The sequence below is a fragment of the Actinoplanes sp. NPDC021490 genome (assembly GCF_055562135.1).
This window is the reverse complement of record NZ_JBVHFW010000001.1, coordinates 498,067-520,525: the sequence shown is the minus strand read 5'-3', so window position 1 is coordinate 520,525 and position 22,459 is coordinate 498,067. Positions and strand designations below refer to the sequence as shown.

The 22,459-nt window shown below is 70.2% G+C and carries 22 protein-coding genes and 1 riboswitch; of the genes, 9 read left to right on the top strand and 13 right to left on the bottom strand.

All coding sequences use genetic code 11. From position 1 onward, the window contains the following. Window positions 1–20: 20 nt before the first annotated feature. Together ACZ3I4_RS02355 and ACZ3I4_RS02350 are read left to right on the top strand one after the other, a co-directional pair. Complete coding sequence (locus ACZ3I4_RS02355) at window positions 21–2,120, top strand: ArnT family glycosyltransferase (RefSeq protein ID WP_465380041.1); 2,100 nt, start codon at window positions 21–23, stop codon at window positions 2,118–2,120. Window positions 2,121–2,249: 129 nt separating this feature from the next. Then, complete coding sequence (locus tag ACZ3I4_RS02350; RefSeq protein WP_465380040.1) at window positions 2,250–3,500, top strand: bifunctional glycosyltransferase family 2/GtrA family protein; 1,251 nt, start codon at window positions 2,250–2,252, stop codon at window positions 3,498–3,500. Window positions 3,501–3,603: 103 nt separating this feature from the next. Here ACZ3I4_RS02350 and ACZ3I4_RS02345 read toward each other — a convergent pair whose 3' ends face one another. The 3 genes from ACZ3I4_RS02345 to ACZ3I4_RS02335 form a co-directional block, all read right to left on the bottom strand. Further along, the gene (locus tag ACZ3I4_RS02345; protein ID WP_465380039.1) at window positions 3,604–3,915 is read right to left on the bottom strand and encodes a DUF3040 domain-containing protein; all 312 of its coding nucleotides are present in this window, start codon (window positions 3,913–3,915) and stop codon (window positions 3,604–3,606) included. Between the two features lie 194 nt (window positions 3,916–4,109). Continuing rightward, on the bottom strand, window positions 4,110–5,180 hold the full coding sequence (locus ACZ3I4_RS02340; protein ID WP_465380038.1) for a DNA glycosylase AlkZ-like family protein: 1,071 nt from the start codon (window positions 5,178–5,180) through the stop codon (window positions 4,110–4,112). Between the two features lie 44 nt (window positions 5,181–5,224). Then, window positions 5,225–5,833, bottom strand: coding sequence for a GNAT family N-acetyltransferase (locus ACZ3I4_RS02335; RefSeq protein ID WP_465380037.1), 609 nt, complete (start codon window positions 5,831–5,833; stop codon window positions 5,225–5,227). A gap of 205 nt (window positions 5,834–6,038) precedes the next feature. Between ACZ3I4_RS02335 and ACZ3I4_RS02330 the strand changes: the two genes are divergently transcribed. Next, the gene (locus ACZ3I4_RS02330; RefSeq protein ID WP_465380036.1) at window positions 6,039–6,680 is read left to right on the top strand and encodes a TetR/AcrR family transcriptional regulator; all 642 of its coding nucleotides are present in this window, start codon (window positions 6,039–6,041) and stop codon (window positions 6,678–6,680) included. Between the two features lie 54 nt (window positions 6,681–6,734). Here ACZ3I4_RS02330 and ACZ3I4_RS02325 read toward each other — a convergent pair whose 3' ends face one another. Next, window positions 6,735–7,973 (bottom strand): saccharopine dehydrogenase family protein, encoded by a 1,239-nt coding sequence (locus ACZ3I4_RS02325; RefSeq protein ID WP_465380035.1) that lies wholly within the window; start codon window positions 7,971–7,973, stop codon window positions 6,735–6,737. A 168-nt stretch (window positions 7,974–8,141) separates the two neighbouring features. Next, window positions 8,142–8,287: riboswitch (cyclic di-AMP (ydaO/yuaA leader) on the top strand. Between the two features lies 1 nt (window position 8,288). On the opposite strand from ACZ3I4_RS02325, the gene ACZ3I4_RS02320 reads away from it, so the two are divergent. After that, on the top strand, window positions 8,289–9,038 hold the full coding sequence (locus tag ACZ3I4_RS02320) for a transglycosylase family protein (protein WP_465380034.1): 750 nt from the start codon (window positions 8,289–8,291) through the stop codon (window positions 9,036–9,038). 23 nt (window positions 9,039–9,061) lie between these two features. Here ACZ3I4_RS02320 and ACZ3I4_RS02315 read toward each other — a convergent pair whose 3' ends face one another. Further along, window positions 9,062–9,433, bottom strand: coding sequence for a YybH family protein (locus ACZ3I4_RS02315; RefSeq protein WP_465380033.1), 372 nt, complete (start codon window positions 9,431–9,433; stop codon window positions 9,062–9,064). A 70-nt stretch (window positions 9,434–9,503) separates the two neighbouring features. Here ACZ3I4_RS02315 and ACZ3I4_RS02310 point away from each other — a divergent pair, with 70 nt between their 5' ends. Beyond that, window positions 9,504–10,445, top strand: coding sequence for a LysR family transcriptional regulator (locus ACZ3I4_RS02310; RefSeq protein ID WP_465380032.1), 942 nt, complete (start codon window positions 9,504–9,506; stop codon window positions 10,443–10,445). 51 nt (window positions 10,446–10,496) lie between these two features. Here ACZ3I4_RS02310 and ACZ3I4_RS02305 read toward each other — a convergent pair whose 3' ends face one another. Together ACZ3I4_RS02305 and ACZ3I4_RS02300 are read right to left on the bottom strand one after the other, a co-directional pair. Continuing rightward, the gene (locus tag ACZ3I4_RS02305) at window positions 10,497–11,501 is read right to left on the bottom strand and encodes a zinc-dependent alcohol dehydrogenase (RefSeq protein ID WP_465380031.1); all 1,005 of its coding nucleotides are present in this window, start codon (window positions 11,499–11,501) and stop codon (window positions 10,497–10,499) included. Window positions 11,502–11,683: 182 nt separating this feature from the next. Next, complete coding sequence (locus tag ACZ3I4_RS02300; protein ID WP_465380030.1) at window positions 11,684–12,232, bottom strand: TetR/AcrR family transcriptional regulator; 549 nt, start codon at window positions 12,230–12,232, stop codon at window positions 11,684–11,686. Between the two features lie 126 nt (window positions 12,233–12,358). Here ACZ3I4_RS02300 and ACZ3I4_RS02295 point away from each other — a divergent pair, with 126 nt between their 5' ends. Next, window positions 12,359–12,904, top strand: coding sequence for a class I SAM-dependent methyltransferase (locus tag ACZ3I4_RS02295; RefSeq protein WP_465380029.1), 546 nt, complete (start codon window positions 12,359–12,361; stop codon window positions 12,902–12,904). Window positions 12,905–12,992: 88 nt separating this feature from the next. On the opposite strand, the gene ACZ3I4_RS02290 is transcribed toward ACZ3I4_RS02295, so the two are convergent. Then, window positions 12,993–14,180 carry an MFS transporter gene (locus ACZ3I4_RS02290; RefSeq protein WP_465380028.1) on the bottom strand — a complete coding sequence of 396 codons (1,188 nt, stop codon included), beginning with the start codon at window positions 14,178–14,180 and terminating at the stop codon, window positions 12,993–12,995. A 99-nt stretch (window positions 14,181–14,279) separates the two neighbouring features. Between ACZ3I4_RS02290 and ACZ3I4_RS02285 the strand changes: the two genes are divergently transcribed. Next, window positions 14,280–16,202 (top strand): hypothetical protein, encoded by a 1,923-nt coding sequence (locus tag ACZ3I4_RS02285; RefSeq protein WP_465380027.1) that lies wholly within the window; start codon window positions 14,280–14,282, stop codon window positions 16,200–16,202. On the opposite strand, the gene ACZ3I4_RS02280 is transcribed toward ACZ3I4_RS02285, so the two are convergent. Further along, complete coding sequence (locus ACZ3I4_RS02280; RefSeq protein ID WP_465380026.1) at window positions 16,192–16,866, bottom strand: TetR family transcriptional regulator; 675 nt, start codon at window positions 16,864–16,866, stop codon at window positions 16,192–16,194. The two genes, ACZ3I4_RS02285 and ACZ3I4_RS02280, sit on opposite strands and share 11 nt — an antisense overlap. A gap of 77 nt (window positions 16,867–16,943) precedes the next feature. Here ACZ3I4_RS02280 and ACZ3I4_RS02275 point away from each other — a divergent pair, with 77 nt between their 5' ends. Together ACZ3I4_RS02275 and ACZ3I4_RS02270 are read left to right on the top strand one after the other, a co-directional pair. Continuing rightward, window positions 16,944–18,377, top strand: a complete 1,434-nt coding sequence (locus tag ACZ3I4_RS02275) for an MFS transporter (RefSeq protein WP_465380025.1) — start codon at window positions 16,944–16,946, stop codon at window positions 18,375–18,377. 120 nt (window positions 18,378–18,497) lie between these two features. Beyond that, on the top strand, window positions 18,498–18,809 hold the full coding sequence (locus ACZ3I4_RS02270; RefSeq protein ID WP_465380024.1) for an Rdx family protein: 312 nt from the start codon (window positions 18,498–18,500) through the stop codon (window positions 18,807–18,809). A gap of 32 nt (window positions 18,810–18,841) precedes the next feature. On the opposite strand, the gene ACZ3I4_RS02265 is transcribed toward ACZ3I4_RS02270, so the two are convergent. From ACZ3I4_RS02265 to ACZ3I4_RS02250, 4 genes are read right to left on the bottom strand one after another with little or no spacing between them, the layout of a single operon-like run. Then, on the bottom strand, window positions 18,842–19,558 hold the full coding sequence (locus ACZ3I4_RS02265; RefSeq protein WP_465380023.1) for a DinB family protein: 717 nt from the start codon (window positions 19,556–19,558) through the stop codon (window positions 18,842–18,844). Between the two features lie 56 nt (window positions 19,559–19,614). Beyond that, a complete protein-coding gene (locus ACZ3I4_RS02260; RefSeq protein ID WP_465380022.1) occupies window positions 19,615–20,415 on the bottom strand; it encodes an ABC transporter ATP-binding protein in 801 nt (266 codons plus the stop codon). Further along, window positions 20,412–21,443 carry a FecCD family ABC transporter permease gene (locus ACZ3I4_RS02255; protein ID WP_465380021.1) on the bottom strand — a complete coding sequence of 344 codons (1,032 nt, stop codon included), beginning with the start codon at window positions 21,441–21,443 and terminating at the stop codon, window positions 20,412–20,414. Before ACZ3I4_RS02255 ends, ACZ3I4_RS02260 begins: the two co-directional genes overlap by 4 nt. Then, on the bottom strand, window positions 21,440–22,459 hold the full coding sequence (locus ACZ3I4_RS02250) for a FecCD family ABC transporter permease (RefSeq protein ID WP_465380020.1): 1,020 nt from the start codon (window positions 22,457–22,459) through the stop codon (window positions 21,440–21,442). The genes ACZ3I4_RS02255 and ACZ3I4_RS02250 overlap by 4 nt, the downstream gene beginning before the upstream one ends.

The following is a 22,459-nucleotide window of genomic DNA, read 5'->3' as shown; positions in this document are numbered from 1 at the left end:
CTTTTCTGTGGAGAGCCTCGATGACCACGACGTTGCCCGTCCCGCCGCCGGTCGCGCCGGATCTGCCTCCGGCGCCCGCCAGCACCCGTTCCGACAACCCGGTCTGGGTGCGGCCCGCCCTGGTGGCGCTGCTGCTGGCCACCGGCGTGCTCTACATCTGGGGGCTCAGCAAGAACGGCTGGGCCAACGCGTTCTACTCGGCCGCCGTGCAGGCCGGCTCGGAAAGCTGGAAGGCGTTCTTCTTCGGCTCCTCCGACGCGGCCAACTCGATCACGGTCGACAAGACACCGGCCGCGCTGTGGGCGATGGCGCTCTCGGCTCGGATCTTCGGCGTCAACTTGTGGAGCATCCTGGTGCCGCAGGCGCTCATGGGTGTCGCGAGCGTCGGTCTGCTGTTCGCCACGGTGCGCCGCTGGTACGGCCCGGTCGCGGGCCTGATCGCGGGCGCGGTGCTGGCCCTCACCCCGATCGCGGTGCTGATGTTCCGCTTCAACAACCCGGACGCGCTGCTCGTGCTGCTCATGGTGGCCGGGGCCTATGCCACCGTACGGGCCGTGGAGAACGGCTCCACGAAGTGGATCGTGCTGGCCGGGGTCTTCGTCGGGTTCGGCTTCCTGGCCAAGATGCTGCAGGCGCTGCTCGTCGTGCCCGCGTTTGCGCTGGCCTACCTGTTCGCCGGCCCGCCCAAGCTCGGCAAGCGGATCGGCCAGCTGCTGCTCTCGGGTCTGGCCCTGATCGTGTCGGCCGGCTGGTACATCGCGATCGTCGAGCTGGTGCCCGCGTCGATGCGGCCCTACATCGGCGGTTCGCAGAACAACAGCATCCTCGAGCTCACCCTCGGCTACAACGGCCTGGGGCGGCTCAACGGCGACGAGACCGGCAGCGTCGGCGGCGGAGGCGGTGGCTTCGGCGGCGCGGGCGGGGGCATGTGGGGGTCGACCGGACTGACCCGCATGTTCGACAGCGGCCAGGGCGGCCAGATCTCGTGGTTGCTGCCGGCCGCCCTGATCGTGCTGGTGGCCGGGTTGGTCATCACGGCTCGGCGGGCGCGCACCGACCGCGAGCGGGCCGGGCTGATCCTGTGGGGCGGCTGGCTGCTGATCACCGGGCTGGTCTTCAGCTTCATGCAGGGAATCTTCCACGCGTACTACACAGTGGCGCTGGCGCCCGCGGTCGGCGCGGTGGTCGGCATGGGTGCGGTGCTGCTCTGGCGCCGGCGGCGCAACGTGGTGGCGGCCGTGACATTGGCGGCGACCGTGGCCGTCAGCGCCTGGTGGGCCTATCACCTGCTGGGCCGTAGCGCGGACTTCCTGCCCTGGCTGCGGTGGGTCGTGCTGATCGGCGGACTGGTAGGGGCGGTGGCGCTGCTGGGCACGCTCCGGTTGCCGGCCCGGGTGGCCGCGCTGGCGGCGGGGGTTTCGCTGGTCGCTGTGCTGGCGGGGCCGGCCGCGTACGCGGTGCAGACCGCATCCGAGGGGCACAGCGGGTCGATTCCGTCAGCCGGTCCCGAGACTTCCGGTGGCTTCGGTGGCGGGCCGGGGCGGGGCGGTTTCCGAGGTGGGCGCGGCAACGGCGGCGGCTTCCCCGGCGGCGGTCAGGGCGGCTTCCCCGGCGGCGGCTTGCCGGGAGGCGGCTTCCCCGGCGGCGGCGTCCCGGGTGGCGCCGGCCAGAACGGCAATGCTCAGGGCGGCAACTCGCCGGGTGGCAACGGCGGCGGCGGAATGCGGGGCGGCATGGGTGGTCTGCTCGACGCCGCAACGGTCAGCGACGAGATGAAGGCGCTGCTCGAGGCGAACGCCGACCAGTACACCTGGGTGGCGGCCGCGGTCGGATCGCAGAACGCGTCGGGCTACCAGCTGGCGACCGGCGACCCGGTCATGGCGGTCGGCGGCTTCAACGGCAGCGACCCGTCGCCCACGCTGGCCCAGTTCCAGCAGTACGTGGCCGCGGGCCGGATCCACTACTTCATCGGGGGCGGCGGCTCCGGCGGGCGCGGCTCGAGCGGCAGCAGCGCCGGCTCGGAGATCGCGACCTGGGTGTCGGAGAACTTCACGGCCCAGACCGTCGGCACCACCACGGTCTACGACCTGACCCAGGCGTCGTCCGGCACCACGGCGTGACTGGTCACATTAAAAGAACGGCCGGTTTCCCCGTACGGGAACCGGCCGTTCTTCGGTGTTTTCGCACCTCACAGCCGTGGCACAGGAGCGCCACAAATCGCCCTCAGCCGACGCGATCATCGTGGTCGCATGAGCCTCTTGACGCAGCCCTCGCCGGGCTCGGCCGCGACCCGTCTGGACGCCCCGGTGCTCGACGTGGTCGTGCCCGTCTACAACGAGGAGATCGACCTCGAGCCGTGCGTCCGGCGGCTGCACGGATACCTGGCGGCCTGTTTCCCGTACCGCTACCGCATCACGATCGCCGACAACGCGAGCACCGACTCGACGGCGTCCGTGGCCGATCGACTGGCCGCCGAACTGGCCGAGGTCGAGGGGGTGCACCTGCCCGAGAAGGGCCGCGGGCGCGCGCTGAAATACGTGTGGACCCACTCCGACGCGGCCGTGCTGGCGTACATGGACGTGGACCTGTCGACCGACCTCGGTGGACTGTTTCCCCTGGTCGCGCCGCTGATCAGCGGTCACTCCGACCTGGCGATCGGCTCGCGGCTGGCCCGCGGTTCCCGAGTGGTGCGCGGGGCGAAGCGGGAGTTCATCTCGCGCAGCTACAACCTCCTCCTGCGGGGCGCCCTGGCCGCCCGTTTCTCCGACGCACAGTGCGGCTTCAAGGCGATCCGCTCCGAGGTGGCGATGCGGCTGCTGCCGATGGTCGAGGACACGGGCTGGTTCTTCGACACCGAGATGCTGGTGCTGGCCGAGCGGGCCGGCCTGCGCATCCACGAGGTGCCGGTCGACTGGGTCGACGACCCCGACAGCCGCGTCGACATCGTCTCGACGGCTTTGGCCGACCTGCGCGGCATCGTGCGTCTGTTGCGAGCCTTCGGCTCGGGCCGCCTGCCCCTGGCCACGTTGCGCGAACAGCTGGGCCGCAACCCGCTCCCGGTCGACGGCGTGCCCACCGGACTGACCGGCCAGCTCATCCGTTTCGCCGCCGTGGGGGCGGCCAGCACCCTAGCCTACCTGGCGCTCTATGCCCTGCTGCGGCTCGGCCTGGGCCCACAGTGGGCGAACTTCCTCGCCCTGCTGGCTACGGCGATCGCCAACACGGCCGCCAACCGCCGGCTGACCTTCAACGTACGAGGCACCACCGGCGCGTGGCGTCACCAGGCCCAGGGCCTGATCGTCTTCGCCGTGGGCCTCGGGCTGACCAGCGGTTCCCTGGCCGTGCTGAACGCCATGCACTCGGCCCCGGCCAAGCCGGTCGAACTCGCCGTCCTGATCCTGGCCAACCTGCTGGCCACCGCGGTCCGTTTCCTCCTGCTACGAATCTGGGTCTTCCGCCCCCGGCGGGCCACCCCCGAGCCGTCTTCAAGCGGGGCCTGAGCGGCGCCCGCCGGCCATCCGCACTCAGCGCCGCCGCCGGCCATCCGCACTCAGCGCCGCTCGCAGCTCGCGTCTGACGCGGTGGCCGCATGCTGAAGTGGAGTCAGTACTCCGGCGGGAGCTGGTCGGGGGTGATGCGGCGCGGGCGTCCCGGTGGGCGGCGGAGCAGAGCCACGGCGATCACCAGGGTGGCGAAGAACGCGGCGGCCGCGGCGGCGACCCACCAGCCGAGCACGCCGAGGATGACGGCGGCGGTCCAGATGACCACGGCGGTGAGGATCAGCGACAAGGACGGGCGTTTGGGGCGGGGCGGTTCTAGCCGCCCGCTGGTCATGCGGGCGCAGAACTCGGGGTCGTCACGCCTCAGCTGACGCTCCAACTGCGCCAGCCGCCGGCTGTCTTCCCTGCTCAACATGTCGCCACCTCCGTCGGGCCGCGGCCACACTCGATCGAACGGCACGCACTCCGATCAATGCCATTGTTACCTACGCGTTGCCTTTCGGATACCTCCAGAATTCGGCTGGGTTCACCGATCGGGATCCGGGGCGCTGGCGCAGCCCGCGAACGCCCCACCAATCTCAAGAAGTGGACCGGCGACCGGGCCGGCGGTCATTCGAACGTGACCCTGGCCTCGGGCACTTCGCGAGCCCGCGCCACCTCGGCCGATTCCTCTTCGATCTGCTTGCGACGGGTGGCCGGCAGAGAGTCGAACGACATCACCGTCAGGTCGACCCGCTTCTTGCCGGACATCTTGGCCCGCCAGACCCCCGCCACCTCGCCATCGACGAGCAGCGCTCCCGGATTGCCCAGAGTGCGCCAAACTTCCTTTTGCCTGTCGCGGTCGGACACGAGCACGTCGCGATCGCGGGCCTGCAGAAGCGGGTCCATCGGCGGGACGAACCGGACACCGGACGGGTGGGACGCGGACTTCAGGGCGTCGACGGCGTCGGTGGGCAGCCATGCCTTGCGGCCCTCCACGGTCACCGGGGTCAGCCGCTCCTCGGGCCAGACGGATTTCATCTCGGCGGTCGAGCTGCCCAGATATTTCCCCACCTCGACCGGACCGGCCGGACCCAGAAAGCGCAGATAGGTCAGGATCAGTTCGTCGATTCCGGCGTTTCCGGTCGGCAGCGGCGGCGCCTCGGGCAGCGGCCCGAGCATCGCGTCGCGGCCGCGGGACTGGATCTCGATGCCGCCGGCCAGGCCCGAATGCTGCCAGACGTTGCCGGCGATGTGCCGCGCCCGGCAACTGCGGCACTCGTAAGTCAGGGCCTCGGGCACCCGCCTGCTCACCTCGGTGCTCACCTCGCCACGTGGCATCGGCTCGTGCACCACCTCGCGAAATGCCTCGGCCGTGACCCGGAAGGCCTCGATCCCGAGTTTCATGCCGTCGGGGATCTGGCCGCTCTTGATGCGCGCGGACGCGTCGGCGTCGCTGATCGGCCACAGCTGTTGGACAAGCGCGGCCAGATCGGCGCGTCGATGCAGGTGCGGCGCCCCGCGCGTGGCCCAGACGGTGATCAGCCGCTGGTCGGCCGGGTCGGCGCTGGTGCGGGCGGCCAGCGCGACCTGGGCCGAGCCGGGCGTGTATTCCTGCACGCCGAGATCGAGGACGGGCAGGTCGGCCGGCCGGGCGGAACTACGCTCGGCCAGGCCCGACGCGGCGACCCGGTAGGCCATTGCTTGTGCACGATCGACGCTGACCACGGCACCCCCTGAAGAGCTTAGGTGCGACGACCGTACCGCCGGGCTGCGACATTTTTCAGGCGGTCACGACGGGTGTCGGTCTGCCGCTCGACCAGCTCCCACGTCTCCAGGCGGCTCGAGCCGTGCGGCCCTTCCTGGAGGATCGGCGATTCGCCGGTGAGCCGATAACCGCAGCGCCGGGCCACGGCCGTGCTGCCGACGTTGCCCGGATCGATACGCAGCAGGAGGCGGCTCAGGTGAAGGCTGCTCTGCGCGTACGCCGAAAGTAGTGACAATGCGCCCGACGCCAGCCCGCGCCGTCGCTCGCGCACGTCGACCAGATATCCCAGTTCGGCCTCCTTGAGACCGAGGTCGACCCCGAACAGCGTGACCTCGCCGAGCGGCCGCGAGCCGTCGGCCGTGATCGCGAGCTGTATGCGCCGGCCGGTGACGCGATTCTGATAACAGCGTTTCAGGTACGCGATGCCGGCCTCGACGTCGAACGGCGACGGCATGGGCGACCAGCGGGCGATCTCGGGTTCGTCGAACATGCTGACCAGGTCATCCAGGTCTTCGGACCGCCATTCGCGCAGGATGATGCCGTCCCCCTTGAGTGTGAGCGGGTAGGGCAGACGGCTGGCGGCCATGATTGAATCCTGCCCGTAAGGACCGGTTGCGGCCAGTAGCGCAGCATATGAAGCCCATGAGTGATTGGTCATGCCGCGAACGTCGGATAGCCGCTATTGTTCCCGGCCCGTTCGCGAGATGATGCACGGATCTTGCAACTTCCACCTGTGCCCAATGTGGAGGGTTAACGAGTGGGCTGATCGGCGGAGCCGTAACGTTAACCCTGTGGAGGACCGAACCACGACGACCCGGCGCGGCGAAACTTACGCCGGCAGATCTCGCGAGCAGCGGGCCAATGAACGCCGCGCCCGGATCATGGCGTCGGCGGTGCACCTGTTCGGCACGCGCGACTACGACGACGTGACCGTCGCCGAGATCTGCACCGGCGCGAAGGTGTCCAAACGGTACTTTTACGAACACTTCGAGGATCGCGCCGACCTGCTGCTCAAGGTGAATCGCGAAGAGAACGAGTGGCTGCTGCGCGGTGTGGCGGCGGCCGTGCCCCCGCGACCGGCAACGTTGGCGGAGCTGTTCCGCCCGGCTCTGCACACGCTCATCGACATGCTGAAGTCCCACCCCGAGAGCGCTCGCGTCATCTACGTGAACGCCCCGCGGATGGAGACGCGCCGACGTGGGGTCCTGCGGGAGGACGCCCAGTTCGTCGCGGCCATGGTGAGGCGGACGGTGGGCGACCCCGAGGACCAGACCGGCTTCGACCGTACGCTGCTCGCCCTGGTGTCGGGCCTCAGCGAGGTGATCATCGACTGGATCTCCCACGACATGAACGGCGACCCTGACCAGCTGGCCGAACACCTCACCGGCATCGCCCTCGCCCTGGCCACAACCGCCACCGGACGGGTCACGTAAGGCCCGTTGCGGAGTTCACCCAGCGCACGCACTCAGTGAACTCCGGAACAGGAGCTAGAGCCGCCGGGCGCTGATCTCCACACCGGCCGCCCGCAGCCGGTTGACCAGGGCATCGCCCAGACCGGTGGCCGGGGTCAGCACGCCACCCGCCGAGGCCGGGAGCGCATCGCGGTCGTGGACCAGGGCCAGCGCCGACTCGGCCAGCATCACGGACGTCGCCGCGTATCCGGGGTCGCCCTTGGCGCGGAAACGAGCCGTGTAGCGGGCGCCGGTTGTCGTGGTGGTGAAGAAGTCCATGGTGAAGTGGCCGTCCTTCTGGGCGCGCTCGCTCGGGCCGCTGCCGGGCTTGGGAAGCACGCGGTCGAGGACGAACCGGGTCGGCGGCAGCATCATGCCCGCGACCAGGGCGCCGAAGCCGAACTTGACCCCGTTGGCCACGAGCGGGGACAGCGGGGACGCGCCGACGCTCATCAGCTCGCGATAGCGGAACCCACGGCCGTACCGCCAGTTGTGCAGAGCGTTGCTGCGGCGGACGACACGGGTGTTGTAGGACGCCATGAAGAACGGCGCGAGGGTGCCCCGCAGTTTCGGGTGCACGTCGGCACCGCGGACGGTGGTGACGTCACCCTGGCGGCCCAGGTCCGGTTCGGCGGCGCGGTCGGGACTCAGCGAATAGGGGCTGGCCGCCAGCCGGCGCAACTGGCGATCGTTCTTGACCGCGTCGAGTTGCTGGCGCATCGAGTCGATCGTGCCGCCGCTGACGCCGCCACGCATGCTGGTCACGACCATCGTGGTGTCGGTGAGTTCCCCGGCGTCGTCGGCCGCGACCTGCTGCGCGAGGACGTACACCCCGAGGTCGCTCGGAATCGAGTCGAAGCCGCACGAGTGCACGATCCGGGCGCCGGTCCGCGCGGCCACTTCGTGGTTCGCGTCGATGCTGGCGCGGGCGAAGACGACTTCGCCGGTCAGGTCGACATAGTCGGTGCCGGCCTCGGCGCACGCCTGGGCCAGCGCCTTGCCGTATTTCAGGTAAGGCCCCACGGTCGTCAGCACGACCCGGGTCGAGGCCGCCAACCGTGTCAGGGCCTCGGTGTCATCGGCATCGGCCACCAGGATCGGCCAGTCGACGCCGAGCTTGTCGCGGACGGCGGCGACGCGAGACTCGGACCGGCCGGCCAGGGCGAGGCGTGTGCCCGCAGGCGCGTGTTCGGCGAGGTAGCGAGCGGTTACCGCGCCGACGAATCCGGAGGCGCCGTAGACGACAATATCGTGATCTCTGGCTTGGTCGGTCATGGTTCAGGATTCTGCATCAGCGCCCCGGAATCTGCTTGGGCGGTTTAGTCTCAAGCCGCTTGTTCCTATACCGAATCGGCTGGTTACGGGCTCATTGCGACGCCCGAACCGGCCCTGTCCGCGGATTGCGGACCCCGCGGGCGGAACGCCGAGTCCTGCCGCCGCCCGACGGGACAGACACTCATGGCATGGAGCGGGGGACCCAAGTTCCTCGGCGCGTCCGCGCGCCTCGGGGTGAAGCCGCCACACTCACGCGGCCGGGCACCTCAGCCCGAACCCGACAGCTGACCTCGCAGGCGTGGAGGGTCCACTGTCATGGCACGAGTCTGCAAACCTGCCCGTACCGCGCTTGTTCTCGCCGCGGCCGGCATCACCAGCATCACCTCCCTGATCGGGCCGCTCGCCGAGGCGCCGGCCAACGCCGCTCCCTCATCCACGACCGACGTCAACTGGGACGCCATCGCCGAGTGCGAGTCGGGCGGCAACTGGAGCATCAACACAGGCAACGGCTATTACGGAGGTCTGCAGTTCAGCCGCCGCACCTGGCGCGCCTACGGCGGGTCACGCTTCGCCGGCACCGCCGACCAGGCCAGCCGGACCGAACAGATCGCGATCGCCGAACGCGTGCGTGACGGCCAGGGCCTGGGCGCCTGGCCCACCTGCGGCCGCCGGGCCTCATCGACCAAGCAATATCGAGCCGAGCAGTTGGCCGTCGCGCGGGCCGAACAACTCGCAACCGCCCGAGCCCAGCAGCTCGCCACCGCCCGAGCCCAGCAGCTCGCCACCGCCCGGGCCAGGCAGTTGACCGCTGTCCGGGCGACTGCCCGGGCCACCGCGACCCAGGCCGCCGCCCGGGCGGCAACGGCAGCGCCGACGGCCGCAGCCGCGAGCCCGACGCCGGCACCCTCGGCAAAGCGCACCTACATCGTGCGTGCCGGCGACACCCTCGTCGTGATAGCAAAGCGGACCAATTACCCCGGGGGCTGGCGCGCGCTGCACCGTCTCAACCGTGCCTCGCTCAGCAGCCCGCACCGGATCTATCCCGGTCAGCCGCTCGCCCTCTGACCGCCGGCCGGCGGCCGGCGAAATTACGTCGACCCACTCGGGCTGACGAACTCGGGCTGGTCGAGAACCCGCAACCACGTGCCGTCGGGCTGGCGGCGCACCACCTGAGCCCGGGCGCCGGCGCCGTCACTCGGCGGCGTCGACGTCAGGGCCAGGTCACCGCTGGTCAGCGTGGGCAGCGGTTCCTCGGGCGTGAAAGTGGGCATGTGCGGCAGGGCCTCCGCCCAGAGCCGCCGGATCGCATCCCGCCCGACGGTCTGCCGCCCCGGCGGATAGGCCATCACGGCGTCTTCCTCATAGAGAAGCGCCAGGCCTTCGGCGTCTTTGGCATTCGCCCGCTCAACGAAGAGGCGGGTCAGGTCTTCGGGACGGTGGGCCTTCTCGCGTTCGGTCATGGCACCACCTTGCTCCGGGCGGATCCACAAGTCCAACGCATAGTTCTTATAGCTACTAGAATTCACAGTTATGGAACTTCGTCAGCTCGAGTACTTCGTGACCGTCGCCGAGGAGGCCAACTTCACCCGCGCCGCCGAGCGCGTCCGTATCAGCCAGTCGGGCGTGAGTTCGCAGGTCAAGGCGCTGGAGAGCGAGATCGGGGCGCCGCTTTTCGACCGCTCCGCACGGACGGCACGCCTTACCGAGGCGGGCACCGCGGCTCTCCCGTACGCGAAAGCCGCTCTGGAGGCCGCCGCGGGCTTGCGACTGGCGGTGGACGAGGTGCGCGGGCTGGTGCGGGGGCAGCTCACGGTCGGGATGGTGACGGGTTGCGAGGTGAAGCCCCTCTTCGCCGCGCTGGCGGCCTTTCATGACGCGCATCCGGCGATCGAGCTCGACCTGATCGAGGACAACTCCGACCGTCTCGTCGCCGGCGTGCGAGTGAGCACTGTGGACATCGCCCTGGTCGGAGTCGCCGGCGCCCCTCCAGAACATCTGGAGTCGCAGGTCATCGTCCGCGAAGGGCTGGCCGCGCTGGTCCCCTGGGATTCCGAGCCGGCCCGGCTCGACCGCATCACGCTGAGCGACCTCACCACACATCCCCTGGTCACCCTGCCCGAGGGCACCGGCATCCGCACCGTACTGAGTGAGTCGTGCCTGGCCGCCGGCCTGTTTCCCGACGTGGTGCTGGTCGCTTCGGCACCGGGCGCGGTGGCCGAGCTCGCGTCCCGGGGTCTCGGCGTGGGCGTGCTGAGCGAGTCCATGGCCACCGCTTTTCCGCAGCTCAAGGCCATTCCCATTGATCCCGTACGGATCCCCGCGCTGCTCGCCCTCGTCTGGCGACCACGGGTCAGCCCCGCGCTGGCCGCCGCGCTCCCCCATCTGCGCGAGGCGTTCGGGGTCGTCCCGCCGGATTCCTCAAACACGGCAGCCGCCGCGGTAAGCGGATCCGGCGGCTCGAAGCGTCTTTAGAAGTGAAGGCGGAACTTGAAGCGATGAATAGAGCAAGCAGCGGACGGGGCCTCAGGCGCGCGGATCGATGTGGATCTTCGGTGCCGATCCGCTGCGTCGCCCGGCGAGCACGTCGGCCGCCTCGTCGAGTCCGACCGTCTCGGCGACCAGCGGCCGGGGATCAACGGCTCCCGAGGCGTACGTTTCGATGGTCTCACCGAGTCCGCCGGAGGCGCTCAGAATGCCGACGACGGTGAGGTCCTTGAGCACGGCCTGGCGGGTGTCCACGAGGGACGGCTCGCCGGCCAGGCCGATGCAGACGACCCGGCCGCCGGGCTCGACGCGGTCGACGGCGAAGGCCGGCAGATCACGCGCGTTGGTCGCGTCGATGATCGAGTCGAACGGCACGGACGGCAGTTCGGCGCGGGTCCACGCGTCGGCGAAGCCGAGATCGCGGGCGAAGGCGAGCGACTCGGAGGTGGCGCCGAGCAGGTGAACGTCGGCGCCGCCGGCCCGGGCGAACATGGCGGCGAGCAGGCCGATCGTGCCCGGCCCCATGACCAGCACGGTCTTGCCCGGCGCGGGGTCGGCGGCCCGCACCGCACGCAGGGCGTTGCCGCCCGGCTCGACCAGGGCGCCGAGGGTCGGGTCGACGGAATCGGGGAGCTCGAAGAGGGCCTTGGCCGGGACGGGCAGGCTTTCGGCCAGCGCACCCGGCCACCCGTGCCGGATGCCGATCTCGTAGCGGTCGGCGCACAGGTGCTGACGGCCGTTGAGGCAGCGGGCGCAGTGGCCGCACCCGAGCATGGTGTCGCCCGTGACCCGTTTGCCCAGCCATGACGGGTCGACGCCGCCGCCGACGGCCGACACGACACCGCTCCATTCGTGGCCGATGCGCACCGGGTAGGTGGCGTCGCCGCTGGCCAGATAGGCCATGTCGCCGGTGAGGAACTCCATGTCGGTGCCGCACACACCGGCCCGCTCGACATCGACGACGACCTCACCGGGCCCGGCGACGGGCGGGTCGACCTCGACGACCTCGGAGCGTCCCGGCCCGGTGATCACGAATGCGCGCATCCCGACAGTCTGCCGCCTCCCGCGATGACGTAACCGTGATGCCGCCGACAGTAAGCCCGGGGAGGAAGCGTGCCCGTCATGCCGCCCCACGGTGCTCTCGCTGGCCGCCCGGCTGTACTGCCACTGGCGTTGCTCGCGCGGGTCACCCGGTTGTGGATGCCGCCGCCGGTGCAGGCGCGGGGTCACCCGCTGTGGATGCCGCCGGTGGTGAGCTCGCGAATCATCTGGGCCATCTCGGCCGGGCTGTGCGGGAAGCCGGCGCGGACCCACCAGCCGAGGGTTCCGACGAGGGCGCTCGCGTGATACTCGGCGGCCACGTCGACCGGCAGCCGCAGGTTGTCGTGGGTGCAGAGATGGTCTCGCATGACCTCGAAGATCATCTGGTGCAGGTGGGCGGTGCCGACCGCGCGGTAGATCTGCGGGTGCCGGTGGGCGTGCTCGAAGATCACGGTGATCGGCTTGACCGGGTCGGCCGGGCTGCCGGCCCGGCGACCGCCGGCGAGCAGGCCCATCTCGCGTTCCAGGTCGTTGCGGAGGTCCTCGAAGCAGGACGCGAAGAGGGCGTCCTTGTCCCGATAGTGCGCATAGAACGTCGACCGGCCGATGTCGGCGCGGTCGAGCACGTCCCGCACGGTGACACGGTCGTAGCCACGTTCGACCACCAGCTCGACCAGGGCTTCGCGAAGAGCGGTCCGCGTACGCCGGACCCGCCTGTCCTCCACCGTCGCCATCTCGCCCTCCGGGCCACTTTCCCGAATCTGTTCGGTTCCGGACGGACGCGGTGTTCCGCCCGTTGACCCCTCTCACCGTAACCGAACACGATGTTCGGAAGCGAACACGATGTTCAGGAGTCGATCATGCAGATGTTCACGCATGCGGAGCAGTACGACCGTCACGCCCAGCACGTCGGCCGCAAGCTGTACGACCGTGTGGTGGCGGACGCACATGCCATGGGTCTGCCGGACGGCACGAGAGTTCTCGATGTGGGCACCGGCCCGGGTCGCATTCCCCGGGCGCTGGCCGCGATGGAGCCCACCTGGGTCCTCGACGGCATCGACCTTTCACCCCAGATGATCGAGTACGCCCGCCAGCAGGGCCCGGCAGCCGACCGAGTGACCTTCACGGTCGGCGATGTGGCCGCGCTCCCCTACCCCGACGAGACCTTCGACCTGATCGTCTCGTCGATGAGCCAGCACCACTGGTCGGACGTGGACGGCGGAATCCGGGACCTGCGCCGGGTGCTGCGTCCCGGCGGGCGCCTCTGGATCTACGACGTCCGCTGGAGCCTGAGCCGCGCCCGCCGAGCCGCGGACAGAGAGTTCGCCGAGGTGCGCCGGGAGCCCGTTCGCCTGACGCGGTGGCCGGTTCCGTTGATCGCACGGCTGAGCGCTCGGGCCCGTTGAGCCGGTCGCGCAGCGGGCACGTCGGTGCCGCCGGCTTCAAGATGCGCGACTCGCCCCGACCGTGAAGCGGCGCGACCGGCCGCCGTGGTCAGCGGGATGGCTCGGGGACGGGCCGGGCGCGGCGGGAAGTGGCCAGGCGGGGCTCGGACAGGACCACCAAGACGGCGACTGTGGTCAGTACGGCGCCGGCCAGGACGGGGAAGCGGGGGCCTGAGCCGGTCAGGAGGGCGCTTCCCAGCAGGGCGCCTCCGGTGATGCCTACGTTGAAGGCCGTGGAGGTGCCCGCGGCGGCCATGTCTGTGCTGCCGGGGGCCACCTCGAGGACCCGGGTGCCCAGGATCGAACTCATGCCGGAGAGGGCGAAACCGGCCACGGCGACGGTGACGACCGCGGTCAGCTGGTCTGTGCCGAAAGCGAACTGGGCGCCCAGGGCCAGGGCCTGGACGACCGTGGCGACCAGCAGGCTCGCCCAGCCCCAGCGACCGACGACCAGACCGGCCACGAACACGCCGATCAGGCCGGCGACGCCGCGCAGGAGGAGGATCGGCCCCAGGGCGCCGGGGTCGAAGCCGCTCACTCGGGTCAGGAACGGGTCGACGTAGGTGAAGGCGGCGAACGCCCCGGCCAAGGTGACGGCGCTGGCCACGACGAGCGTGCGGTAACGGCCGGCGTCGGGGGCCGTGCCCCGGTCGGCGTCGCTCTCGCCCCGCGCGGTCTCGGGCAGCAGCACCAGCACGACCACCAGGACGAAGACGCCCAGCAGGCTCAGGGCCAGGAACGGTGCCCGCCAGCTGACTTGTTGACCCAGCCAGGTGCCCAGCGGGACGCCGACCAGCGGTGCGGTGGAGCTGCCGGCGAACACCATGGACAGCGCGCGGCCGCGCAGATGTTGCGGGAACAAGCCGGCCGCGGCCGGGGTGACCACGGCCCAGAAGACGGACTGGCTCAGGGCGATCACGACCCGGGCCGCCAGCAGGGACGGATAGTTCATGGCCAGGGCAGACAGGGCCGCCGACACGGCGAAGACGGCCAGAAGCAGAACGAGCAGGCGGCGGCGCGGCCACTTAGCGGTCAGCCTGGTCAGCGGCACCGTGGCCACCACGACGACGAACCCGTACGCCGTGACCAGCAGGCCGATCGCGGACTCGCTGACGCCGAGGTCGCCGGCCATGGCCGCGAGCAAGCCGATCGGCAGCGTCTCGACCGTGACGTACAGGAAAGCCCCGAGCGACAGCGCCACCAGGGCGACCCATGCACGCGTACGGCTCGATTGCATGTGATCAACGCTATCGACCGGGTCCGACAGAAATCCGGTGGCCGGGAGAGTCCGTTCGGATGATCAGCTCGTATGGTCAGCGCCCTTACGATGCCCGTCGTGTCGAATCGGATCGTTCGCGCAGCGCTGTCGTCCGCCCTCGTCGCGGGATCGACCGCGTTCGCCCTGAGCGTGTCCGGGCCGGCCCACGCCGCCGATCTGGCGGTCTCCCTGCCGATCAGCTCGTTCGGCGACATCGTGGTCAACCCCAAGAGCCAACGGATCTTCATTACCGACCCGGCCGGCGGCAAGCTGATCGTCACCGACTACGCCGGTGTGGTGCAGAAGACGACCGACAAGCTGCCGAGCATCGCCGGTCTCGCGCTCGACGCCGAGGAGGGCGATGTCTACGCCGCCGTCCCCGACGAGAAGGCGATCATCGCCTTCAAGGACAACGGAACGCGCCTCCAGACCTTCCCGGCGTCCGGTAACACGAAGCCGGTCACGCTGGCCGCGGCCGGCGGCCACGTCTGGTTCGGCGAGGCGGACGGCGGAATCGGCCGCCTCGATCGGAGCGGCGAGGAACCCGACCTGGTCCCCGACGTCGTCACCACCGGATTCACCTCGACCCCGGTGCTGATCGGAGCGGGCAACCTGATCGCCGCCGCCGATCCGTCGGCCGTCCCGGGTGTCGTCGCCGTCGCGAATGTGGCAACCGCGACGCCGGTCGTCGTCACCGCGCAGGCGGGCACCGGCCAGGCGAAGGCCCTCGCGTTCAGCGCGGACGGCAGCCGTCTGCTGGCGGCCGGAGGTCAGGGCCTGGCTCGCGCCCTGAAGCCGGCCGACCTGAGCACGCTGCAGAACTACACCGCGGCCGCCGACAACAACGCGGTCGCCGTGGGGTCGACCGGAAGCGTGGCGGTCGGCACGAACAAGACCGTGTCCGTGTTCGCGTCCGGGTCGGCGACCTCGAACAAGCAGTTCACGATCAAGACCGCGGGCGCTCTGCAGGCGGGTGGTCTGGCCTGGGAGCCCGCCGGTCCGCGCCTGTTCGGCGTGTCCGGCCAGGCGGGCCAGTTCGACCTGCAGATCTTCGGCGATCCGGCCGTGCTGGCCACCAAGGTCGAGCTCACCGTGCCCACCAAGATCGAGCTGGGCCGGACGGCCACGATCACGGGAGCCTTCGCGGCGCCGATTCCGGCCGGCCTGCCCGTGGTGATCACCCGCAAGGACGCGGCCGGGAGCCGACAGGTCTCGCCGACGACCGTCCCGGCGGACGGCAAGTTCACGATCTCCGACAAGCCCACCCGCACCGGCACGGTGACGTACACGGTTGCGTTCGCGGCCAACGGCAGCCATTCGTCGGCGACCGTCACCAAGTCATTCGGCGTGGGCACGACCAAGGCCACGACGCTCGCGCTGGCCCGCAGCGGCAGCGGTGTTCTCGCGTACGGGGGCACTGTGACTTTGACTGCCAAGCTCGGCGCCACCCACTCGAGCCGCGCCGTCGAGATCTGGGCCGACCCGTTCGGCGCCGACCAGACGGACCGGCTGGTGAAAAAGGCCACCGCGAACAGCCAGGGCGTCGTCACGGCAACCTTCAAGGTCACCCGCAACACGACGTTCTCGGCGATCTTCCGGGGTGACCTTTTCACCGCCGCGCGCACGGTCAAGACGACCGTTTCGGCCAAGACGAGCGTGACCACCTCGGTCGCCCGGGCCTACAAGGTCGCCCCGATCGGCGGAGTGTCCTACCACCACCTGCGCACGACGGTGAATCCCTACATCACCACGAAGAGCCCCGCGGTTTCCGGGCGCAGCGTCTATCTGCAACTCGAATACTTCAACGGCCAGCAGTGGAAGGTCTGGCAGGCCGGGTATTTCCAGCTCAACCAGTACGGCAATCTCTACAACGAGCTGACCGGCACGCACACCGCCGGCGTGAAATACCGGCTCCGGGCGATTTACCTGTACGCCAAGTCGGGCGACACGCTGAACGCCACGACCTACGGCAATTACCAGTACTTCACCTTTACGAACTAGCCGCCGACCGGGCCCGGGCCATCGACTCGACGCCCGCCATCAGGAGCTCGATCCCGAACGCGTAATAGGTTTCCGGATCGGGCTCCTCGGCATATGTGGCGCCGAGCCGCACCATCATCGGGAATTGGTCGATCGGCAGGCATTCGAGCTCGATCCGGCGACGGCGGCGCCACTCGTTGACCTCCCAGCCGCCGCCGACCGGGGGCGTCTCGAACTGGCCGTGCACCAGACCGATTACGCCGTGCAGCAGATAGCTGCCGACCCAGTAGCCCTCGCGGGGAGTGAAGCCGGCCTGGGTGAGCAGGACGAGCGCGTCCTCCGTGGCGCGGCTGAAGCTGGTCGCCCGGGCCTTGTCGGACTGGTGCAGCAGGTCGGGCAGGATCGGATGCCGACGCATGGCGCCGACGAGTGACTCGATCATGGCGCGCAGCTGGACCGGCCACGGGTCGGACGCGCTGCGATCGGCGCGGACCTCGGCCAGCGCGTGGTCGACCACGCCCAGGAACAGCTCGTCCTTGTTCTTGAAATGCCAGTAGAGCGCCATCGGGGTGACGCCGAGCTCCTGCGCGAGCCGGCGGATGGTCACCGCTTCCAGGCCCTGCTCGTCACCGAGGCGCAGGGCCGTCTCGGCGACGGTCGCCTTGCTGAGTCGTTCGGCTGCCACTTGACAACCATACAACGTACAGGTCTCATATACGCGGTACATGTACGCCGTACAAGGACGCTGTACAGGAGGCCCGAGTGGCGACAACAACGGAGACAAACCGCAGGTGGTGGGCGCTCGTGGCGGTGGCGCTGGGCACCTTCATGACCTACCTCGACAACAACGTGGTCAACGTGGCGCTGCCGTCGATCCAGCGCGACCTGCAGCTGAGCATCGAGGGCCTCGAGTGGATCGCCAGCTCGTACATCCTGGTCTTCGCGGGCCTGCTGCTGGCCGGTGGCCGCATCGCCGACGTGCTCGGCATGCGCGGGGTGTTCTTCGGCGGCCTCGCCGTCTTCACGGTGGCCTCGGTGGTCGCCGGTCTGGCGCAGAATCCGGAGATGCTGATCGGCGCCCGGGCCGTTCAGGGCGTGGGCGCGGCCCTGCTCACCCCGGCCTCGCTGGCACTGCTGACGCAGTTGTTCCCCGATGCGCGCGAACGGGCCACGGCGGTCGGCATCTGGGGCGGTGTCGGCGCGCTGGCGCTGGCCTTCGGTCCGTTGACCGGCGGGTGGCTCAGCGAGCACGCGTCCTGGGGCTGGATCTTCCTGATCAACGCGCCGATCGGCGTGGCGACCGTGATCGTCGGTGCCCTGAGCATCCCGGCGAGCCGGCGGGGCACGAGCCGCGGCCTCGATCTGCCCGGCCTGGTCGCCTCGTCGCTGGCCCTGTTCGCCCTCACCTTCGCGCTGATCGAGGGCGAGTCGCGCGGCTGGACCAGCGGCAGCATCCTGGCCGGTTTCGCCGTCGCCGCGGCCGGCGCGATCGCCTTCGTGGTCATCGAGTCCCGCTCGGCCAACCCGATGATGGACCTCAGCTTCTTCCGTCTGCGGGTCTTCACCGGCGGGCTGCTCGCGATGGGCCTGTGGGCCTTCGGCGTCTTCGGCATCTACTTCTACACGGCGATCTACATGCAGAACGTGCTTGGCTTCTCGCCCACCGAGGCGGGGGCCGCGTTCGTTCCGATGGCGCTGGTCATGGCCGTGATGGCCACGGTCGCGCCACGGCTCGAGGCTCGTTTCGGCGCGGGGCGCACAGTGGCGACGGCGCTCGCTCTCATGGCCCTCTCGGTCGTGGGCATCTCCTCGTTCGGGGAGGGCACGACCTATCTCGACCTGCTGCCCTGGTTCCTGGTCTACGGCGTGGGCGGCGGCATGCTCGTCCCGCTCAACAATGTGGTTCTCGGTGCGTTGCCGGCCAACCGGGCCGGGATCGCGTCGGGCATGCTCAACGTCTCGCGCGAGGTCTTCGGCCTGCTCGGCATCACGATCCTGGGCGCGATCCTGACCAACCGCTCGAACGCGGCGTCCGGCTCCGAGCTGCACCGATACCTCGAGGGCTACCAGGTCTCGCTGGTGGTGGCCGCGGCCCTGGTCGCGGTGGGCGTCCCGATCGCGCTGTGGGCGCTTCGCTCGGTCAAGCCGGCCGAGCCCACGATCAAGGACGAGGAGCCGGTGCTGGAACCGGCCTGAGTTCTGCCCCGCTGATCATGCGAGCGAGGTGTATCCGCGGCACACGACGGACCCGGCGTGGCACCGGGACGGAACACAACCGGCGGGGGCGGATACTGATCAGTTGTGAGGACGCCTCGGTTGGAGATCGAATACTGCACTCAGTGCCGGTGGTTGCTGCGGGCCGGTTGGACGGCGCAGGAACTGCTCACCACGTTCCAGAAGGAGCTCGGTGAGGTGGCGCTCGTGCCGGGCACCGGGGGTGTGTTCGAGATCCGGCTCGACGACGAGTTGTTGTGGTCCCGCAAGCAGCAGGGCGGGTTCCCGGAACTGCCCGAGTTGAAGCGACTGGTGCGCGACCGTATCGCGCCCGGACGCTCGCTCGGCCACACCGACCGAGCCGCCCAGAACGCGGACGAGAGCCCGGCCGGCGCAACAGTGAACCCGGCCTGACGCTGAGAGACGACCGGGCGCGCAAAGGGTGACTACGCTGGGCGCTTTTCGAGGGCGTCCAGGTCGCGCTCGGCGTAGAGGCGGTGGTGCCATTCCTCGTTCAGGACCGTCAACAGGCATTTGCGTACGGGATAGGCCCTCGGCAACGGCCAGCCCGGGCCCTCGACCGGCACGGTGTCGGCGGCCAGCGACTCGGCGGTCAGCCCGTTGATGACACGGCGCACTGTCGTCATGCGGTCGAGTCGCAGGGCGAGCGCCTCGTCGAGGGACGGCCGGGTCTCTCGGTCGCGCGGCACACCGGGCGTGTCGGGCATGCCGTCCCACGGCAGGCTCAGCCGGTGCCACGGGGACGGGTCGCCGAGGATGGCCCGGGACACCCACGACTCGGTGGCGAAGGCGAGATGCCGCAGCGTCTCGATGAACGACCACTCGCCGTCCACGGATTCGTGCAGCAGCGCGGGCGGCAGCTTGCGGGCCCGCTCGACGGTGCCGGCCCAGAGCCGCTCGACGATGTCCCACGCCTCGCAGAAGCCTTCCGGGCCGGTCGGGCGCATCTTCGGCCGGTCCGGGTCGCGCCGGTCGAGTTCGGCCTCGATCAGCGGCACCACGTCGACGCCGTTGATCACCAGGTTGTGGAGGTCGCCGTCGATAGTGACGTCCCACATGTCGACGCCGCGCATCGTCGACTTGGAGAAGTTGACGTCGCGGAACACCGAACCGGTCAGATCGTCGCCGTGGAACTCAGCCATACGGGCACGCTAGACCCTGATCCGGACGGAACGCTTCCGGAAGCGAAACGGGCAGCTCAGCCGACTCGGTGCCGGCCGATCGGGACGATCATCGGGGTGTTCGAGATCGGGTCGTTGACGAGCCGGCACCGCATGCCGAAGACGTCGCCGATGATCTCCTCGGTGAGCACCTCGTTCGGGTCCCCCGCCGTCACTACCGCGCCGTCCTTCATCACGACCAGGTGATCGGCGTAGCGGAAGGCCAGGTTGAGCTCGTGCAGGACGATCACGACGGTCGTGCCCTCGGCCTCGTTGAGGTCGGTCAGCAGGTCCAGCACCTCGACCTGGTGGCTGATGTCTAGATAGGTGGTCGGCTCGTCGAGCAGCAGGATCCCCGTGCGCTGGGCCAGCGCCATCGCGATCCACACGCGCTGCCGCTGCCCACCGGAGAGCTCGTCGACCGGCCGCGCCGCCAGCCCAAGCGTGCCGGTCGCGGTCAGGGCCGCGGTCACGGCGTCATCGTCGTCGCCGCTCCACCGCCGGAACCAGCCCTGGTGCACGTGCCGGCCCCGGCTGACCAGGTCGGTGACCGTGATGCCGTCCGGCGCGATCGGCCCCTGCGGCAGGATGCCGAGCTGCAGCGCGACCTCGCGGCTGGGTGTCGAGTGGATCGACTTGCCGTCCAGCAGCACCTGCCCGGACGAGGCCGGCAGCAGGCGGGCCAGCCCCCGCAGGAACGTCGACTTCCCGCAGGCGTTGGGTCCGACGATGATGGTGACCTTGCCGGTGGGCAGGTGCATGTCCAGGTCGCGGACGACGGTCCGCTCGCCGTATCCCAGCGACAGCCGGTCGGCCTTCAGGTCCAGGGGCACGGTCATCCTCCTCGGCCGGAGCGGTTGGCCGTGGCGAGCAGCCACAGCAGGTAGGGGGCGCCGATGACGCCGGTGACGACGCCGACCGGGAACTGGCGGGCGCCGAGCAGGTGTGAGCCGATGAAGTCGGAGACCAGCACCAAAAGAGCGCCGACGAGGGCGGCCTGGAGCAGGACGGGTCGTCCGCCGCCGACCATGCGGGCGGCGATCGGCCCGGACATGAAGGCCACGAACGCGATCGGGCCGGCCGCCGAGGTCGCCATGCCGGCCAGGCACACGGCGACGATCAGCAGGGCGAAGCGGCTCGACTGGACGCGTACGCCGAAGGCTTTGGCCAGGTCGTCGCCGAGCTGCATGCCGGTGAGCACCCGGCCCAGGATCAGGGCGGCCGGCACCAGGATCAGCATCGAGACGGCGAGCGGGACGATCTGAGCCCAGGTGCGGCCGTTGACGCTGCCGGTCAGCCAGATCATCGCCTCGGCCGCGACCTTCACGTCCGAGCGGGTCAGGATGTACGAGGTGATGCTGGTCAGCACCGTGCCGATGCCGATGCCGACCAGGATGAAGCGGTAGCCGCCGACGCCCTTGCGCCACGAGAGGGCATAGATGGTCAGGGCCGTGACCACCGCACCGGCCAGACCGGCCGCGGCGACGAGGCCGCCGTCGATGCCCAGCACGAGCACGGTCACCACCGCGGCGGTGGTCGCGCCCTGGCTCACGCCGATCACGTCGGGGCTGGCCAGCGGGTTGCGCAGCAACTGTTGGAAGATCGCGCCGGCCAGCCCGAAGGCGAACCCGGCCAGCGTGGCGACCGAGGCCCGGGGGAGCCGCAGCTCGCGCATGATGTAGTCGACCCCGGCGGGGGTGGGCCGGCCGAGCAGCGAGCGCACCACGTCGGGCAGGGAGATCTGGAAGTCGCCGTAGGACAGTGAGAGCGCGAACATGGCGACCACCGCGGCGAACAGCACGACGGCGACCCGGCGGGCCCGGGCCGTCTCGCGTCGGCGGGTCGTCCGGACCACCCCGGCGCTCACAGCTCGGCCAGCCTTTCGCGACGGGCCAGGGCCACGAAGATGGGCGCGCCGATGATCGCGGTCACGATGCCGACCTGCACCTCGCCCGGGCGGGCCACGACCCGGCCGATCACGTCGGCGATCAGCAGCAGCAGCGGGGCCAGCAGCATCGAGTAGGGCATCAGCCAGCGGTGGTCGGGGCCGGTGACGGCCCGGGCGATGTGCGGGATGACCAGGCCGATGAAAACCAGCGGGCCGGCCATCGAGGTGGCTGTGCCGCAGAGCAGCACCACGGCGCCGGCCGCGATAAGCCGGGCCACGATGACGTTCTGGCCGAACGAGGTGGCCACGTCGTCGCCGAGAGCGAGGGCGTTGAGGGCACGCGCCGAGTAGAGGGCGAGCAGCATCCCGGCGATCAGGAACGGCAGGCTCTGCACGGCGATGTCGGTGCCCCGGTTGGCCAGCGAGCCGACCTGCCAGAAACGGAACTGGTCGTACGCGTCCACGTCGGTGATGAGCACGGCCGTGGTGAACGAGATCAGCGCGGCCGTGACCGCGGCGCCGGCCAGGGCCAGCTTGACCGGGGTCGCGCCGCCCCGGCCGATGGACCCGATCGTGTAGACGAGGATCGAGGTGATCGCCGCGCCGAGGAAGCCGAACCAGACGTACCCGGTCAGGTCGGTGACGCCGAAGAAGCTGATCGCGATGACGATGAACAGGCCCGCGCCCGCGTTGACGCCGAGGATCCCCGGGTCGGCCAGCGGGTTGCGGGTGACGCCCTGGATCACCGCGCCGGCCAGGCCGAACGCGGCCCCGGCGAGCAGGCCGACGATCGTACGGGGAACGCGGCTCTGGGTGATGATGAGGTCTTCGGTGGAGTTCGGGTCGGGGTTCACGAGCGCGTGAAGGACCGTCGCGAAGGGTACGTCGCGGGCGCCGACGGCCAGGCTGAGCAGCACGGCTCCGGCGAGGGCCGCCGCGATCACCACCAGCCCGGTGGTGAGCACGACGGCCCTGCGGTGACGGGGGTCCGGCAC

What these genes read in the sequence shown, in the direction of transcription:
- ACZ3I4_RS02335 (WP_465380037.1), bottom strand. Translation starts at nt 5,833, where the DNA reads ATGGCCGCCAGCCGTCTGCCCTACCCGCTCACACTCAAGGGGGACGGC.
- ACZ3I4_RS02355 (WP_465380041.1), top strand. Translation starts at nt 21, where the DNA reads ATGACCACGACGTTGCCCGTCCCGCCGCCGGTCGCGCCGGATCTGCCT.
- ACZ3I4_RS02345 (WP_465380039.1), bottom strand. Translation starts at nt 3,915, where the DNA reads ATGTTGAGCAGGGAAGACAGCCGGCGGCTGGCGCAGTTGGAGCGTCAG.
- ACZ3I4_RS02305 (WP_465380031.1), bottom strand. Translation starts at nt 11,501, where the DNA reads ATGCGCGCATTCGTGATCACCGGGCCGGGACGCTCCGAGGTCGTCGAG.
- ACZ3I4_RS02315 (WP_465380033.1), bottom strand. Translation starts at nt 9,433, where the DNA reads ATGACCGAACGCGAGAAGGCCCACCGTCCCGAAGACCTGACCCGCCTC.
- ACZ3I4_RS02340 (WP_465380038.1), bottom strand. Translation starts at nt 5,180, where the DNA reads ATGGCCTACCGGGTCGCCGCGTCGGGCCTGGCCGAGCGTAGTTCCGCC.
- ACZ3I4_RS02320 (WP_465380034.1), top strand. Translation starts at nt 8,289, where the DNA reads ATGGCACGAGTCTGCAAACCTGCCCGTACCGCGCTTGTTCTCGCCGCG.
- ACZ3I4_RS02310 (WP_465380032.1), top strand. Translation starts at nt 9,504, where the DNA reads ATGGAACTTCGTCAGCTCGAGTACTTCGTGACCGTCGCCGAGGAGGCC.
- ACZ3I4_RS02295 (WP_465380029.1), top strand. Translation starts at nt 12,359, where the DNA reads ATGCAGATGTTCACGCATGCGGAGCAGTACGACCGTCACGCCCAGCAC.
- ACZ3I4_RS02265 (WP_465380023.1), bottom strand. Translation starts at nt 19,558, where the DNA reads ATGGCTGAGTTCCACGGCGACGATCTGACCGGTTCGGTGTTCCGCGAC.
- ACZ3I4_RS02260 (WP_465380022.1), bottom strand. Translation starts at nt 20,415, where the DNA reads ATGACCGTGCCCCTGGACCTGAAGGCCGACCGGCTGTCGCTGGGATAC.
- ACZ3I4_RS02300 (WP_465380030.1), bottom strand. Translation starts at nt 12,232, where the DNA reads ATGGCGACGGTGGAGGACAGGCGGGTCCGGCGTACGCGGACCGCTCTT.
- ACZ3I4_RS02350 (WP_465380040.1), top strand. Translation starts at nt 2,250, where the DNA reads ATGAGCCTCTTGACGCAGCCCTCGCCGGGCTCGGCCGCGACCCGTCTG.
- ACZ3I4_RS02325 (WP_465380035.1), bottom strand. Translation starts at nt 7,973, where the DNA reads ATGACCGACCAAGCCAGAGATCACGATATTGTCGTCTACGGCGCCTCC.
- ACZ3I4_RS02290 (WP_465380028.1), bottom strand. Translation starts at nt 14,180, where the DNA reads ATGCAATCGAGCCGTACGCGTGCATGGGTCGCCCTGGTGGCGCTGTCG.